Origin of the sequence: Lysinibacillus sp. FSL K6-0075, assembly GCF_038592945.1 — a bacterium.
Classification (GTDB): domain Bacteria; phylum Bacillota; class Bacilli; order Bacillales_A; family Planococcaceae; genus Lysinibacillus; species Lysinibacillus fusiformis_F.
The window spans coordinates 1,948,350-1,964,086 of the sequence record NZ_CP151947.1 but is presented as its reverse complement, the minus strand read 5'-3'; the positions used below and the strand labels follow the sequence as shown (position 1 = coordinate 1,964,086).

General features: G+C 41.3%; 16 protein-coding genes. 3 read left to right on the top strand and 13 right to left on the bottom strand.

The genetic code is table 11. The features are described 5' to 3' along the window. Window positions 1-2: 2 nt before the first annotated feature. From MHB65_RS09430 to MHB65_RS09380, 11 genes are all read right to left on the bottom strand, one after another. Window positions 3-2,195 (bottom strand): YheC/YheD family protein, encoded by a 2,193-nt coding sequence (locus tag MHB65_RS09430; protein ID WP_342443236.1) that lies wholly within the window; start codon window positions 2,193-2,195, stop codon window positions 3-5. 79 nt (window positions 2,196-2,274) lie between these two features. Further along, a complete protein-coding gene (locus MHB65_RS09425) occupies window positions 2,275-2,706 on the bottom strand; it encodes a hypothetical protein (RefSeq protein WP_342443235.1) in 432 nt (143 codons plus the stop codon). A gap of 150 nt (window positions 2,707-2,856) precedes the next feature. After that, complete coding sequence (locus MHB65_RS09420) at window positions 2,857-3,516, bottom strand: HAD family hydrolase (RefSeq protein WP_342443234.1); 660 nt, start codon at window positions 3,514-3,516, stop codon at window positions 2,857-2,859. 537 nt (window positions 3,517-4,053) lie between these two features. Next, window positions 4,054-4,395 (bottom strand): multidrug efflux SMR transporter, encoded by a 342-nt coding sequence (locus tag MHB65_RS09415; protein WP_342443233.1) that lies wholly within the window; start codon window positions 4,393-4,395, stop codon window positions 4,054-4,056. A 14-nt stretch (window positions 4,396-4,409) separates the two neighbouring features. Continuing rightward, complete coding sequence (locus tag MHB65_RS09410; protein ID WP_342443232.1) at window positions 4,410-4,733, bottom strand: multidrug efflux SMR transporter; 324 nt, start codon at window positions 4,731-4,733, stop codon at window positions 4,410-4,412. A 25-nt stretch (window positions 4,734-4,758) separates the two neighbouring features. Then, window positions 4,759-4,977 carry a helix-turn-helix transcriptional regulator gene (locus MHB65_RS09405; RefSeq protein ID WP_205442729.1) on the bottom strand — a complete coding sequence of 73 codons (219 nt, stop codon included), beginning with the start codon at window positions 4,975-4,977 and terminating at the stop codon, window positions 4,759-4,761. An 11-nt stretch (window positions 4,978-4,988) separates the two neighbouring features. Further along, window positions 4,989-5,627 carry a DUF2975 domain-containing protein gene (locus MHB65_RS09400; RefSeq protein ID WP_342443231.1) on the bottom strand — a complete coding sequence of 213 codons (639 nt, stop codon included), beginning with the start codon at window positions 5,625-5,627 and terminating at the stop codon, window positions 4,989-4,991. A 118-nt stretch (window positions 5,628-5,745) separates the two neighbouring features. Beyond that, window positions 5,746-7,266 (bottom strand): osmoprotectant update ABC transporter permease/substrate-binding subunit OpuFB, encoded by a 1,521-nt coding sequence (gene opuFB / locus MHB65_RS09395; RefSeq protein WP_342443230.1) that lies wholly within the window; start codon window positions 7,264-7,266, stop codon window positions 5,746-5,748. After that, complete coding sequence (locus MHB65_RS09390) at window positions 7,256-8,212, bottom strand: ABC transporter ATP-binding protein (protein WP_342443229.1); 957 nt, start codon at window positions 8,210-8,212, stop codon at window positions 7,256-7,258. Before MHB65_RS09390 ends, opuFB begins: the two co-directional genes overlap by 11 nt. 92 nt (window positions 8,213-8,304) lie before the next feature. Further along, entirely contained in the window at window positions 8,305-10,101 is a 1,797-nt protein-coding gene (locus MHB65_RS09385; RefSeq protein WP_342443228.1) for a peptidase, read from the bottom strand. A gap of 3 nt (window positions 10,102-10,104) precedes the next feature. Next, complete coding sequence (locus MHB65_RS09380; protein ID WP_342443227.1) at window positions 10,105-11,163, bottom strand: MoxR family ATPase; 1,059 nt, start codon at window positions 11,161-11,163, stop codon at window positions 10,105-10,107. A 146-nt stretch (window positions 11,164-11,309) separates the two neighbouring features. Between MHB65_RS09380 and MHB65_RS09375 the strand changes: the two genes are divergently transcribed. The 3 genes from MHB65_RS09375 (at window position 11,310) to MHB65_RS09365 (ending at window position 14,127) form a co-directional block, all read left to right on the top strand. Next, entirely contained in the window at window positions 11,310-12,698 is a 1,389-nt protein-coding gene (locus MHB65_RS09375) for a hypothetical protein (RefSeq protein WP_342443226.1), read from the top strand. Between the two features lie 130 nt (window positions 12,699-12,828). Then, window positions 12,829-13,587 carry a glucosaminidase domain-containing protein gene (locus tag MHB65_RS09370; RefSeq protein WP_205442715.1) on the top strand — a complete coding sequence of 253 codons (759 nt, stop codon included), beginning with the start codon at window positions 12,829-12,831 and terminating at the stop codon, window positions 13,585-13,587. A gap of 105 nt (window positions 13,588-13,692) precedes the next feature. Further along, on the top strand, window positions 13,693-14,127 hold the full coding sequence (locus tag MHB65_RS09365) for a hypothetical protein (RefSeq protein WP_342443225.1): 435 nt from the start codon (window positions 13,693-13,695) through the stop codon (window positions 14,125-14,127). Here the strand turns inward: MHB65_RS09365 and MHB65_RS09360 are convergent. Both MHB65_RS09360 and MHB65_RS09355 read right to left on the bottom strand, forming a co-directional pair. Then, window positions 14,124-14,951 carry an SH3 domain-containing C40 family peptidase gene (locus tag MHB65_RS09360; RefSeq protein WP_342443224.1) on the bottom strand — a complete coding sequence of 276 codons (828 nt, stop codon included), beginning with the start codon at window positions 14,949-14,951 and terminating at the stop codon, window positions 14,124-14,126. The two genes, MHB65_RS09365 and MHB65_RS09360, sit on opposite strands and share 4 nt — an antisense overlap. Next, window positions 14,920-15,732: a serine hydrolase gene (locus tag MHB65_RS09355; protein ID WP_342443223.1), complete on the bottom strand. Its 813-nt coding sequence runs from the start codon at window positions 15,730-15,732 to the stop codon at window positions 14,920-14,922. The genes MHB65_RS09360 and MHB65_RS09355 overlap by 32 nt, the downstream gene beginning before the upstream one ends. Between the last annotated feature and the right edge of the window lie 5 nt (window positions 15,733-15,737).

Genomic DNA, 15,737 nt, shown 5'->3' with positions numbered 1-15,737 from the left:
GTTTATTCTTCTTTAAACGTTTGATCTAAAAATTTCACGGTTTCAAACATATTGGTTTTACTGGCACCTTTTACGAGAATGGTATCATGAGGCTTAATGAGCTTTTCAAGAAGGACATGCAATTGGTCCTTATTAATAAAATGGTGTACTCTGGCTGGGTCCATGCCCTTTGCGATGGCAGCATTACTCATTTCATCGGTCCTAAAGCCATAGGTAATAAATTCATCGATGCCTATTTCATGCACGTACTCCCCGACCTTGCGATACTCCTCTTCTCTCAAGACACCCAGTTCTCGCATTTGCCCAATAATGGCTACCTTGCGATTCGTTGCAATATTCGTCAACACATCAAGCGCAGCACGAACCCCCTGCGGATGAGAGTGAACCGTATCATCAATAACCGTTATATCATCACGGCAATTATAAATCGTTAAGCGTCTTGGCGGTTTTTTAAAGTTGAGCCCTGCCTGAATATCAAGGGGGCTAAACCCTAAAAGATCAGCCACTGCCACTGCATTCAGTGCATTGTAAACATGATGTTCTCCTAATATAGGAATATACAATTCTATTTCTTGCCCATGTAGCTTCATTTTAAAGGACATACCAACATCTTTATATTGCAAATCATACGCACGGTAATCCGCTTCTTTTTTAATGCCCACCGTGATGATTTTCCCTTTGAATTGCTGTGTCTCTAAGTATCTTGAATTGTCATCATCTTGATTGACAATGAGCAAGCCCTGTTGATCCATACCATGAATTAATTCCGATTTCGCCTTGGCAACGCCCCTTACATCTCCATCAAAGTTCCCAACATGCGCTAAGCCAATATTCGTCACAATACTAATATTCGGCTGGATGATGCTACAGTGATTGGTAATAATGCCTGGATAGGCCATACCGTACTCTAATACAACGGCCTGATGCTTATCATTGATCTCTTCCTTATGCTTTTTCGTATGCTCCGTCGTATTCCAATAATCCTTTGATTCAAATACATTCCACTTTTTCGATAAGATGGAGCCAACAAATGCCTTTGTCGTGGTTTTCCCTGCACTTCCCGTAATCGCAATAATTGGCAGGCTTTTCTTTGTCTCCACCTGCTTACTTTTTTGTTGGACAATTTTCTTTTTCAGAGGTTTTTGATTTTTGGCAAGATACATCGCATAGCGAATGGAATGAATGACCACATCTAATTCCAAGTAAAAGGCAGGAGGACAGCCTGGGCGCCAATTGACCTCATACATCCAAATTTTTTGATTTTGATCTAAACCCACATCAATTCCAATTTCATCAATAACTTCCCCAAATTTCGCCATTTGAATTTCATCCAGATGATGCGCCAACGATAGCGAAAAATGCTCAAGCATTCGCCGAATATTATAGGCCTCTTCCTTAAACTCCTGCTCCAAAAAAGGATCTAAATAATTGGTATAGCCGCCATTGTTAATATTCGGTATGATGGAGCCATTTGGTGCAATGCGTGGATACACCGTCGTCACTACCCATTTACCTTCCCCATTTTTTTGGACATGCAGACGGAAATCATAGACCTGACCGGATCTAGTAACGGATTGAATATACGGCTGCATAATAAAGGTGCCAGACGCAAGTTGCTCCTTTATCAATGCATCCAATTGTGGTTTTGTATAGGTTGTCGTGATGCTATCCTTTCGAACCTCAAAATACTTGGCTCCCGCCTTCGTAATAAAATAAATGCCCTTCCCTTTTCGTCCATCAATCGGCTTAAACACAACCCGTTTATAATAATTAACGAACTTATGAAATAAATCGGCATCCTTTACAATTTCAGAGGGAATCAAATACTGTTCAAATTCCTTCGCTTCTTGTAATCGTTTCATCACATTCCATTTGTTCCCGATTGAATGGGTTGTAAATGGAATCTCCTCTTTTAAACGGTCAATAATCTCTTTCGATACAGATAATTTCTCAGGGCTTCCTGCATTATAAATTACATCAGGAAAGGGCATCGTTTTTTCCTGCCATTGCCCATCCTCATAGACCTTTGCTCGAATAGAACGTTTGGCAAAGTCCACACTTTTAGGTGTGAAGTAAAAAAACGTTGCGCCTTCAGCTTTCGCAACTGCTGCAAAGGCATAGGACTTGAGCACTGTTGTTGGATCAAGTCGATGATGCAGCATACCAATAATCGTCATAGCTAAACTTCCTTTCATTAGATTCTCTCTCTATTACATTCACTTTGTATCCCTTGCATATAGACAGATGCTCTAGCTTTAGTAGTTTAATATGGTACTACCATTTTGGCTCTATGATAAATTTCCCCTTCAACATGTCTGGCTTTAAGAGCTGAATGGCCGATATCCCACTGAGTTCAATGGATTTTTCTATACTTGTTTTTTCTAACCTCACCACATCTGCAATCGAATTTGTATCGTTTCCTTCATAATCAAAAGCACGCAACAACGACACTGTGCCACGGCAACGCTCTCTATCAACAGCCTCAATGCGGAAAAACTCTGTCTCAAACTGTTTCACTGTATCCAATAAGCTTAAATGCGCACCACTATGGGTAATTAAAAAAAATGGAATCGTATCACTCCCGACAATTTTAGTAAGTAGCTGACCAAAATATTTAGAATGAAAATTCATCATGATATCCTGAAGATCCTTCAAATCACTTAAAGCTTCACATAAAAAGTGATTTTTTTTCTTATCACTATTCAATTCGTAGCCCCCTCTCTAGTTTGACTATGCGATTTGATCCGTGTAAGTTGCCCTCTCGTTATCATATGTTGCGACAAAAAATATGGCGACTTCTTCACAAAGAAACTAAAAAAACCTCCACCATTGAATGGGGAGGCTTTTGCCATAAGTTTATTTTGAAAAGCATGCTAGGAAATCCTGTATAGTACAATGTTCTAATGTATCCACTGTGTTATGTTTTGTATTGAACGGTAATTGCTTGGTAATCTCGTTCGGCATGACCACTGTATAAAGCCCTGCTGCTACTGCGGCTTGTGCGCCATTCGGTGAATCCTCAATTGCAATAGCCTCGTAAGCCTCTACACCCAATTGTTCAAGTGCCTGCAAGTAAAGCTCTGGATCAGGCTTAACATTTGTCACAGTGTCAGCGGTACAAAAGCAATCAAAGTAATGTCGGATACCCAGTTTATCGACATATAGATCAATCCATTGACGACTTGAGCTACTAGCAAGACCGATTTGTAAACCCGCTTCCTTTGCCTGCTGCAGCAACGTTAAAATACCAGGTCTAAGCGCTTCCGTTTCCATCCATTGTGCATGGCGTTGCTGAATGGATGTTTGAAATGCCTCCACATCCAATTGTATTTGATGATGTGTAACAAGATATGTATAGGGATTAAAAGTTTGAAGATTAGTACCAAGGCACTCAGCATAGGTTGCCAGCGATAAGTCAACACCATATTGTGCATAGGCATCTCTAAAAACGTTATACCACGCCGTTTCTGTATCAATAATTGTACCGTCAAAATCAAAAATTAGAGCTTTTATCATCAAATTCTCTCCATTCCATGCTTTGCGTTTTCATCGGTTGATTGCAGTAAGCTAAGTCTAGGTTTTGACAGTGCTATCCGTTGAATTTGGCCAGCTAACCATTGATCTGCTATTTCTATCCGCTTATCCTCTTGATTCCGACTCCTTTGCGAAGCTATCCGCTACTTTGCTAATCCTATCCTTCAATTTGGACCTGCTATCCACCACTTTGCTAATCCTATCCTTCAATTTAGACCTGCTATCCGCTACTTTCGCATTTCTATCCGCTTATCCTCTTGATTCCTACTCTTTTGCGAAGCTATCCGCTACTTTGCTAATCCTATCCTTCAATTTAGACACGCTATCCGCTACTTTCGCATTTCTATCCGCTTATCCTCTTGATTCCAACTCTTTTGCGAAGCTATCCACCACTTTGCTATCTCTATCCTTCAATTTGGACACGCTATCCGCTACTTTCGCATCTCTATCCGCTTATCCTCTTGATTCCTACTCTTTTGCGAAGCTATCCTTCAATTTAGACCTGCTATCCGCCTACGCTCACGATTCCAACTCTTCTCCACCCTTATCCCCCTGATTCAACAAGATAACGCCTCCAATAATGAGGGCTATGCCGATCGCAGAATAAACAGTAAACATATCGTGCCAAATGACAATGCCTACCAGAACGGTTAAAGCTGTGCCGACACCTGACCAGATGGCGTAGGCTAAGCTTAAGGGCATGGTTTTTAAGCAGAGCGATAAGCTATAAAACGAAATACCATAGCCAATTGCGACCGCCAATGATGGAACTAGTACAGTAAAACCGTCTGAGAACTTCAGCATGGTTGTTGCCAAGACCTCGCTTATAATCGATAGTGTTAAAAATAAATAGCCTTTCACTGCTGTTCAGCCTCCTAATGACCACCCGCAAGATTGAGTACCATGACACCCATAATAATGCATAGAATCCCTAATACCTTCTTGCGATTAAATCGTTCCTTATAGAGGACAACACCTACAATAGCGGTTAGCGCTGTCCCTAAACCTGCCCATATTGCATAGGCTGTGCCAATAGGAATTACTTTTAATGTTAAGGCTAAACAATAAAATGCCGTTCCATAGCCAACTACCACACCGATTGATGGCCCTATTCGTGTGAAGCCTTCCGTACGCTTGAGCATGGAACTGGCAAAAACCTCTGCTATAATAGCGAGCATTAAAAAACTAAAAGCCGTCATTCATAAAATCCTTTCTGCTTTGCTTCTAGATGTGATCTTCTTCCTCTACATATTCCAATATGTCTCCTGGCTGGCAGCCCAAAGCTTTACAAATGGCATTTAATGTAGAAAAACGTACGGCTCTTACCTTGCCCGTTTTTAAATTAGAAAGATTGACAATCGAGACATCAACCTTCTCTGCAAGTTCACTCAGCTGCATTTTACGATCCGCTAGCATGCGATCTAAACGAATAATTATAGTCATGTTCTCACTTCCTAAGCTGTTGCATCATATTCATCCTGGAGAAATGCACCGTATCGGAAAATACGTGCAATGGTCCAAATCACCACACCACATAGTAATAGAGTCCAATGAATGCCTGTAAAATGATAGCTAATCCCCTTAATCAAACCCGACTCTACAAATCGGGACTCCAGTTGGAATTGCTGCATAATTAGATAGACGGTATATGTACGAAATGCATTCACTGTCAAGCTCAATACCATCACACAGTAGGCAATTCTCTCCATTTTTTTACTATTAGCGAGTGAAAATACAATACCTTTTGATAAATTACTTAAAATATTCCTTACTTGTACAATAATAATTAATAAAATAGCTATGTATATTGTAGCAGTAAAGAGGAAGGTCACGACATCTTTTTTTGAATAGTGAATGTCCCTTGTCACATGGTCTGCCAGCTTCATTTCCAATCCTTCTAACTGAACGGCAGCTGTCACACTCCCCTTCGCTAATAAATGATTCACTTGTTGCTCTGATACTACCATTGCCCCCACCATAAAAATCGCAAGCATCGTCAAGGCAAAAATCATCATCACCATGATGATGGTAAAAACGGTACGAAGCCCCTTTGTCATCCATCGAAATTCTTTACTTTGAATTGTTTGCCCCATTGTCAACATCTCCCTCCCTTCTTTCTATTATACATCCCTTTTTATTCCTATCAATAATTTTTTAACGTTTATCATTAATAAATTATTGATAAAAATAAACCCTCTACAGCTAGAGGGCTTATTTTAGTAATTCTACCTTTACTAAATATTCTTTTGCTACTTCTGCTGCAAGCTTTCCTTCTACATTCACCTGATAATTCATTTCTCGCATTTCATCATCAGTAATGCGATCAGCTAGTTGATTTAATGCTTTTCCAATCTCTGGATAGTCAGTCAGCGTTTCTTTCCTTAGTAAAGGCGCTCCCTGGTATGGTGGAAACAATGCTTGGTCGTCTTCCAATACGCGTAGCTTGTATTGACGAATTTCACTATCCGTTGAATAAGCATCGAGCAAATTAATATCACCTGATTGTATCGCCTGATAGCGAAGCTTTGGCTCCATCGTTGCAAGCGTTGTAAAGGCAATCCCATATCGTTTTTGAATGCCCACATAGCCATCCTCACGGTCATTAAATTCTAATGTAAAGCCTGCTTTCACCTTTTGCTCTATCGGCTTAAGGTCAGAGATTTTTTGCAGTTGATAGCTCTCAGCCAGCTCCTGTGATACAGCGAGTGCATACGTATTGTTATAGCTCATGGGACTAAGCATGACCATATCGAATTGCTCCTGCATCCCCTCTTTTGCCTGACGATAGACGTCCTCTTGGTTATGATTAATCGCTTCTTCCTTTAAAAATTCCGAAATGGCTGTGCCCGTAAATTCAGGATAAATATCAATACTGCCCGATTTTAATGCATTGAAAACAAATGAGGTTTTACCAAGCCCTGGCTTTAATTGCACTGTTAAATCTGTCTCCTGCTCAATCAATAATTTATACATATTGATAAGAATCTCAGGCTCCGCACCAAGCTTTCCTGCAATGACAATTTCATCTTGCTGTTTACTGCTTAGTAGCGGGAAGAAAATCATTACGAGTGCCGCTAAACTAATGGCACTCAAAGTCGTCATTGTTTTTTTAAAGGACAGGGTTTCTAATTTTTTGAGCGCCACATCAAAAATCAGGGCTAAAATAGCGGCGGGAATGGCTCCTATAAGAATGAGGGTCGTGTTATTTCGGTCAATCCCAAGTAATATGATATCCCCTAAGCCTCCTGCACCAATTAAAGCCGCTAATGTTGCAGTCCCCACAATCAGCACCATTGCTGTGCGAATACCAGCCATCATAACAGGCATAGCGAGTGGTAGCTCAACCTTTACTAAACGCTTTGATCGATTCATCCCCATAGCTAATGCCGCTTCCTTCAGTGATGGATCGACTTCATTAATCCCCGTGTAGGTGTTTCGTAGAATAGGCAACAGCGCATAGACGACTAACGCAATAATAGCGGGAACTTTTCCAATACCGAATAAAGGAATCAATAAGCCGAGCAACGCTAAGGAAGGAATTGTTTGCAGCACCGCACTGACCCCAATAATGCTTTCTGCTATTTTCTTTTTATTGGTTAAATAGATACCTAGAGGAATGGCGATGAGGACAGCAAAAAATAGCGCAATAAAAGAGATTTGGATATGCTCTAGCAATGCCGCCAGTAGCTGTGCCTTCCGTTCCTGAAATACATCCACCACATTAGCCACCATGTGTATGTCCTCTTTTCTTAGAATCCTCTGCTAAATAACGCAGCATAGAAGCTCTTGTCACCATGCCAATGCGCTTGCCATTCTCTTCGACACCCAGCAAGTCATGCTTCGCTAATTTTTCAAGAAGCATCGTAAACGAAGCATCGACAGGAATCGTATCCCCAAAGTCGTTTATCGCTACGATTGGTTGTAGCACATCATGGATCGTAAACAATTGATCTGTCTGCTTGCCACCAATAAACTGTTGGACAAAATCATTTGCAGGATTTTGCAGCAATTGCTGTGGCGTGCCTATCTGAACAATTTCACCATCTTTCATAATACAGAGGCGATCCCCTAATTTCAGCGCTTCCTGCATATCATGGGATACAAATACGATGGTTTTCTGGATGGTACGCTGCATCTCTAGTAGATCATCCTGTAGTTTGGTGCGACTGATAGGATCTAGCGCACTAAAGGGCTCATCCATTAAAATAATCTCTGGGTCAGCTGCCAAGGCTCGAACAACGCCAACCCTTTGCTGTTCGCCTCCTGATAATTCCTTTGGTTTACGCTGACGATATTTTGCAGGCTCTAGCCCCACCAACGCTAATAGTTCGTCCACTCGCTGATGGATTTTCGTTTTACTCCATTTCTTCAACTCTGGCACAATGGCAATGTTTTCTTCAATCGTCATATGTGGAAAAAGGGCGATTTGCTGTAGTACATAGCCGATACTCCAACGCAGCTCATGGATATTATAATCGCTAATTCTTTTATCATTAATCCAGATGGTGCCTGCTGTTAAGGGGATTAATCGATTAATCATCTTCAATAAAGTCGTTTTGCCGCATCCACTAGGACCGATAATAACAAAGAATTCACCCTTTTTAATTTCTACATTTAGTTCTTTGACAGCTATTTGGTCGTTATCATATTGTTTTGAGACATTATCAAATGTAATCATCTGTCATCTCCTTTAGAATTTGCTCATGAAGTGCGTTCACTTTTTATATTTCACCAACAAAATTCATTTCAAACATTTGTAGATAGGTGAAGCTATTTCATTCTAAATACCTCGCCTTTGGGCACAAATGGTAGCTTGGCCCCTTGTGGTAGTACGAAGGCATGCTCTCTTTTAATGGCTAAACGATCACATTGACCATCTGTAATAATCAGGATAGGACCATCCTTGGGAAAATCCTGTGCTTCTTCAAGTAGCTGTATACCAGGCTGTAATACCGTGCCGCCTCTACCTCTTACTTTCACTTTCGTTAATAGTTCTTCAGGTGCTAGATAGCCTGCGTCATAGGCAACAGCATCACAAAATATAACGCGAACAAAAGGTACATCTCTAGCGATGCTATAGCTCGCTATTGTGCCGAGTGCTTTTCCTAGTAAGAGGCGATCCATGGAGCCTGATGTATCAATAAGGACTGCGAAAGTGCGCCCATCTTCCTCTCCGCTTTGATGAATCCATCTTGGTCGAGCGATATCCGGTGTCGATGCTTGCCTTCTACTTGGGCGTGCATACGTTCTCACTTTCTCTATTGGTTGAAACATCCGATCAAACCATTTGGCTAATGCCACATCCCAGGCAATAGGAGGCTGTGCTAGGCTACGAATTTCCTCAATGAGCCCTTGTGGCAAGTATCCTCTCTCTTGGGTCATATGATAGCTTAACCCTTGACTTAATGCCCTTTTATAAAAAGCATCCAAATCCACGCCTACCTTGCCTTCCCAAAAGTCTGGTGGATTCGTTTCGATCATATCTCCTATGCCCTGCCCTCGAAAGGTTCTTAATTTGCGATACACCCTGATATCCGTAACAATGCGATCATAAATAGATTCTGCCGAGAGCCCTTTTAATGCTGGATCATATAACCCGCCAAATGCTGGCATCTCGCCGATTTTCATATCGATGAGCCAGCCATTGATAACATAATCACAAGCAACATTCCATAAATAGGGATCACGTCCTTGTCTGCGTGTCGCATGGCTTAATCCCGCATGAAGTAGTTCGTGTGCCAGTAAAAACCGCATTTCCTCATCGGTCATGCCCACGGCCGTATTCAAGTAAATCTCCTTTGTTTCCACTGCAATGGCCGCGACTGAGATATCCATTCTTGTACAAATAAGTGGATCTTCAATTATTGTAAAGTCAGCTGCTAAAGCACCAAATAAGGGATAGGAGCTCATAAACCAAGCCTTTGCGCGCTGTGCTTGTGTTACCCTCGTTGTGCCTCCTAATGTATTTTCTACCCCACCTGCTACCCGAATGGCACTTTGCACTGCTTTCGATAAGCCTTCTGCAAATAACGCAGCGAAATTACTATTGCCTCGATAAAGATAGCTTGTTTTATTTTGTGAAATAACAAAATCCACTTGTCCTGGCATTGTACTATAGCCTTTCAAATCATCTGGCACACCTTCGCGTAAAAATCTATCATACAATTTTTCCTCAGAGCTAAAGGCTTCAAAAAGTGGATTACTCATTTCCTTTGGGGCTTGACCAAATTTTAGTTCTGCTAAAAACTTTGTTATATAGCAGTCACAGGCGATATTCCAAAGCTCCTGCTGCTCTTTTGGTTGATGATGATGCAAGCCAAGGTGTAGCAAACAATGCGCTATCACATAAGCCCATTCATTTGGCTGTCCTTTTTTATCCTGATTCACATAGATGACACCTGCGCTTGTAACGTAAGCCCAATCTTTTTGTGGCATACTTTCGTATTGCATGTAAACAGCATGTCCTAACGCCTCGAACAGGGGGTGTGTACAGACAATGTCATGCCCACGTGCAATGGCTTTCTCATTTTTATGCTCCTGCTGTGATGCTTTCTTTTTTTTGGCCATAAGCTAACCTTCCTTTTTGGCTACTAAACGTGGTAAATCTCGGATAACCTCCAGCATAAACCAGGCAGGTAAGGCTTCACCCTTTTGCTCTGACACAACCATCTGTGCAATTTCTAAGCTGATGGATGATAGGTCCTTGATCAAGTCCTTGGCACGAAAGGCTAATTGCCGTTGATTTCCCTTCAAAGTCGTATGCTCGTTCGGAAGCTCCTTCAGTAACTGAGCACGGAAGGATTGTGCCATGAAATAAAGCAAATCTCTTTCTTCTGGTTGATCGGGCCAACGTAATTCTCCTTGGATAATTTTGGCGAGATCATATTTACTTCGCACTTGCTTGATAAAGGCTTTAAATTGACTGGCAGTATGCGCAGATAGGCAGCTACTTGCTAATAGATCGATTGTTTGTTCTTGCAAGCTGTTGCCGTATGCATACAAACAATCACTTAGCATATGCCATGAACGAGGTGTGGAGAAGGGTTCTTCTGTTTTCGGTGGTTCGCTCCATAAATGATCGGGACGCATTTGAATATACTCAATCACATATGGATGTAGTTCATGTGCATAGGCCCATTCAAGCCAATCCTTATGCGATGCCCTAAGCTGAACATGGACCATTCGATTGATTAATGCGGAGGACATCGGTTTAACAATCGCGTTATCCTGCGCTCGATTGCCTGCACCAATAACAATCGTGCCCTCTGGCAATCTAAACTCTCCAATTCTGCGCTCATGAATAAGACTATAAAACGCTTTTTGTACTTCCTGTGAGCAAGCATTTAATTCATCTAAAAAAAGGCAATAAGGTTCATCGCGTGCAATCATTTTAGGTGGACAAAAAACACTGTAGCCATCCTTAATCTGTGGAACACCAATAATATCCTCAGGTGCTAGCTGACTGCCCAATAACGACACACAGGGCAAGCCTAATTCACTAGCGAAATTTTCAACAATCGCGGATTTCCCAATGCCAGGTGCTCCCCAAATAAAGACCGGTCTTATTGTCGCTACATTCAGTAGAAAATCATATAGTTGTTTTTGTGTAACACTAAAAATCGTATTCAATCAAAACTCCCTTTCAACTCATTGTTTTAAAGGTTAATAATACCATTTTCTATGAAATTATTCTTGTCTCTACCATTCTATGAAATTGACTGCCAATTACTTGCTGTGAGAAGATAATAAAAATTGTAATAGAGAGGTCGTGACCTATGTATAATGGCTTTCAGTTTATGGCGATTTCACAACTAGCTCAAAGGTTTCCAGCAGACTCTTGGTGGGCAAAGTTTTACAAGGATTTTAGTGAAGATGATCTAGTAGCGTACTATGAGGGCGATTTGACACTCCCCTCCCTTGATTTGGACTGGGATATGCCTTTTCCACAGCAGGACAAGACCATTCTCATTTTCATCAATGGCCATTTAACCGTGGACACCCTCTATAATTTAGAGACAGATGGTGCAATTGGGCTGATGGTGATGGGCAATGTAATGGCTAAAAATATAGCAGTAGGTGGTCAGGAAATCTATGTGCACGGGCATCTGACGGTCGAGAATATTTTATGTGGCTCATACAATCATGGCGAAACGATTGTGAATGGCAATCTTCAGGCAGCAATATTGGTTCAGGATGATGAGTATCGCATCAGCGTAAAGGGCCAGAAGTCGATTCCTTGTATCGTAAATATATGGCACGGAGATGGCGTTTTTCAGGAACTCCCTATCCGTATTGAAGACATTTTAATAGAAGAGATATTTTTACCTGAGGATGAGGATGACATCGGCTTTTCCTTCACTTCACTTGTGCAAATTCTTAAAGAAGGACGTTCCGCACTCACTCAATTTACAAGCGTTCCTCAAAGGACAATAGCATCTCCTATTTATTTCACGCACCCTTCCATTAATGCGGAAAACATACTAAAGCTGACTTCATGTATTCTGATGACACCTGACAATCCTTCATTCGATTTGACGGAACAGGATGTTTATTTCATGATTCAGCGTGCACATACCAATGCTGATGGTGATGTACGCAATGACAGTGTTTATATGAAGACCGCACAGTGTCACTATTTTATTTGGCTTAATGACGATCAATCCGTCTCCCTCTTGACAAAAACACTAGATGAAGAAGCTGAATGGTGGGATATTACAGAATCATCACAGGAGCATTTAGTGGATATTCAGGAGCACTGGCTGATGCTGTTAACTTGCATCAATGTAGCAGAGCTTTATTTGCATACGATTGAGGTGCGAGATGTACAACAAATGTTCCAGCATCCTGCAATTCAGGATTTAGACGAGGAGCATGATGGATTCTGGGATGGTTCCAAATGCTATAGCTTCCGCCAAGCCTATTTGGATGAGGATGGTGATAGGATACATGCTCGCATTGAAATTCATACGCCTGACGAAGCCTATTATTTTTATACGCTCGAAAATGAAACCTATGTTTCCCGTCATTATCAGCCTCCTAACGATGTTGGTCGTCAAGAGCTATCCTATTTGAACACGACACAATGGGAAGCGTCCGAGCGATATTTTGAGAGATTCAAACAATTTATGTCTCAGAATTTTAAGATAGATATAGGAACTAATTAAGGCAAGAAACGTTCTATTAATGATGAAGTCTATTCAACTATACATCTCTTTCACTCTCTGTAATAATGAGAGATAGCTAAACTTTTAATAGAAGGGAGGGAGATGTGGTCACGACCAACATCCAGCTACAATGAAATACGTGCTAAATTTTTTTAAAGGACTTATGATTGCCGTTGTTGTTATTTGTATTTCGTTTTATATGGTGACACAGTTATTTAATACGACTGAAAGAGAAGAGTCTGTGGTTATTGATGATCGTCCAAGTGTGGAAGAGTTTATCGGTGAGATTGCAGAAACGGCACGAGATCTTGGTGCTGACAATGACTTATATGCATCCGTGATGATTGCTCAGGCGATTCTAGAAAGTGAGCATGGGCAAAGTGGACTTGGCTCTGCCCCTAATTATAATCTATTCGGTATGAAAGGCAGCTACCAAAATAATTCCGTCACACTCGAAACAACAGAGGATGATGGGTCAGGCAATCTTTCCACAATCATGGCTGCCTTCCGCAAATACCCTTCCTATGAGGCATCCATGCAGGATTATGTAAAATTAATGCGAAATGGGGTTTCGTGGAATAAAGATTTTTACGCAGGCGTTTTCAAAAGCAACACGACGGTCTATACAGATGCAACGAAATTTTTAACAGGCTCTTATGCAACTGATTCGGCTTACAATGAAAAATTAAATACATTGATCGCAAAATATGACCTGCAACAATATGATAGTCCAGTAAAAGATAAGAAAACCATTACAGTGGCTGATGGCGATTCACTTATGAAGATTGCAGAAGCCTATAATGTGAAAGTGACATCACTGAAACAATGGAATCAACTTCGAACAGATCGACTTGAGGCAGGCCAACAACTCAATATTTATCATTATTAACCCAAAACGTCCATGACTCACCAACGAGTATGGACGTTTTTTCTCATGGAACTAATCCGTTTGGCAAACGTCTTCATGTAAAATTACAGAAAGGACAGGAAAACAGTGAAGCGTACACAATTGCTCCGTCTTCTCGCCGTGAACCTTGTGCTCTTGCCATTGATTCAGCTTAGCTACAATCTATATTTCATGACAAAAATAGCGGAGGGTTCTTTTCATCTTATTATTTTCCCCACGCTTATTATTTTATTGAACCTCTTGCTATGGTGTAGTCGACAAAGAGTAGCATCTTCTATTCATTGGATCTTTATCTATGTCGGACAAGGCACCTCTTTAGCCTGTTATTTTGTGTGGCATTATTGGCAATTAGAGCCCTATCCAGATATGCCTCCAGGTGAAGCAGCCTTTGATTTATGCATGCGTACATTTTTAATCGGCTTATGGCAGCTCATCGGATTAGTGCTGATCCAGCTCAGTACGTTCATCATCCTGAAAATGAGGATGACCCTCAAGCATCATTCTAGTAGGGAGCTCAGCTAGTCCTTCTGTGCGTTAAATAAAGTACCTACTGCTAGTATGGTCGTGGCTAAATCCTGTCGATAGAGGGGATGTTTGGCATCTAAACTATTAACCGTTACTTCATTACCGCCCAACGATGAGTGGACATACAAATCATTTCCCATATATAAAGCAATATGACCTGGAAAATAGATCAAATCACCCTTCTGCATCTGGTCTTGGTCGATGCTAACGATCGGGAAGCCCTCTACTATTCGGGCATCTCGATAAATATAGACACCGTTTAACAGATAGGCCATCGAACATAAACCAGAGCAATCAATACCGAATGGCGATTTGCCACCCCAGCGATAAGGGGCCGTTAAATAGCTGAGCGCTGTTTCCACAACATTTTCTCGGAACTGCTGCTCCGATAATGACTGTACTGTTATTTTAGGCTGTAGCCATTTTGTTCGAACATACCCTGTTTGTCCTGATACTAGCTGTACGGCTGACCATTCTTCAGGTACTACTTCGTCTGACATGACACGAATGGATGAGCCTTTTACTAGCGTTAACAGCTTTGTACTTTGGATACGTGGTTGCTGCAAAACATCGGCAAAGCTTTGACAAATGACATGCTGTGCTTCTTGTTGCCACGTAGATGCAAGTGTTGCCTCTTGCAGTAACTGTGCCCTCTGACAATACCCCTCGTAACGATAGGCTGTTCGGATAAAAACCCAAGCTTCATTGACATCACTGATGATCTCTACGGTCATCCCATACAGTACTTCATCGACTAATTCAGAAGCTTTATCTGGCATGGCATGCAAACTAGCCATCATGGCTGTAACGATAGCCTTCATCCCTGTCCCCCTCTCGCTTCACCAACTGGTCATAGACAACTTTTGCTAGACGACCAATGAGTTGGCGCGCCTGATCATTGTCCGTCACGTTTGTTATAAAAACGCCCATACTATAATCAACTGTGCTAGTGTAAAATATTCCCACATCATGATCGACGGTATCGAGTCCGCCTGTTTTATGTGCCAGTCGCACATCATCTACTAGATAGCGCTTTAGGGAGTCATGTACGCGCTGACGACTTAAAATAGCAATGACTAGTTTACTGTAAGAAGATGATAGTAGCTCTTGCTGATAGATACGCGTATAAAGATGTGCCATATCCCTTGCTGATGTGCGATTATCTATGCCCTTTGCTAGACGCTCTACATCCATCATTTTTCGCTGTAGCAGCGTGTCCTGTAAACCGATATGCTGAAAATAGTCATTCAAATATTCCATGCCAACTACATCGATTAAGACATTCGTGGCTGTATTGTCACTCGTAATAATCATCCAAACAAGAAGGTCATAGAAAGTGCTTTGAGTAAGTCTTTGCTCACTAATCACACTAAAATCCACCCAATCAGTTGGTGAAATTGCAAGCGTAGAATCAAGTGATCGTTTATTCTCCTCTAAATATGAGAGCAAGGCTAACAGAATCGGCACTTTGATTAAACTTGCACTAGAAAATGACGCCTCAAGCTGATGACCGACGAGCAACTGATTCGTTGATAGATTTTTAATAAACAAATGTACGTTGTAGGGCGATTCTTGAATAAGTGTCGTAATCCGCTGCTCCATAGAAC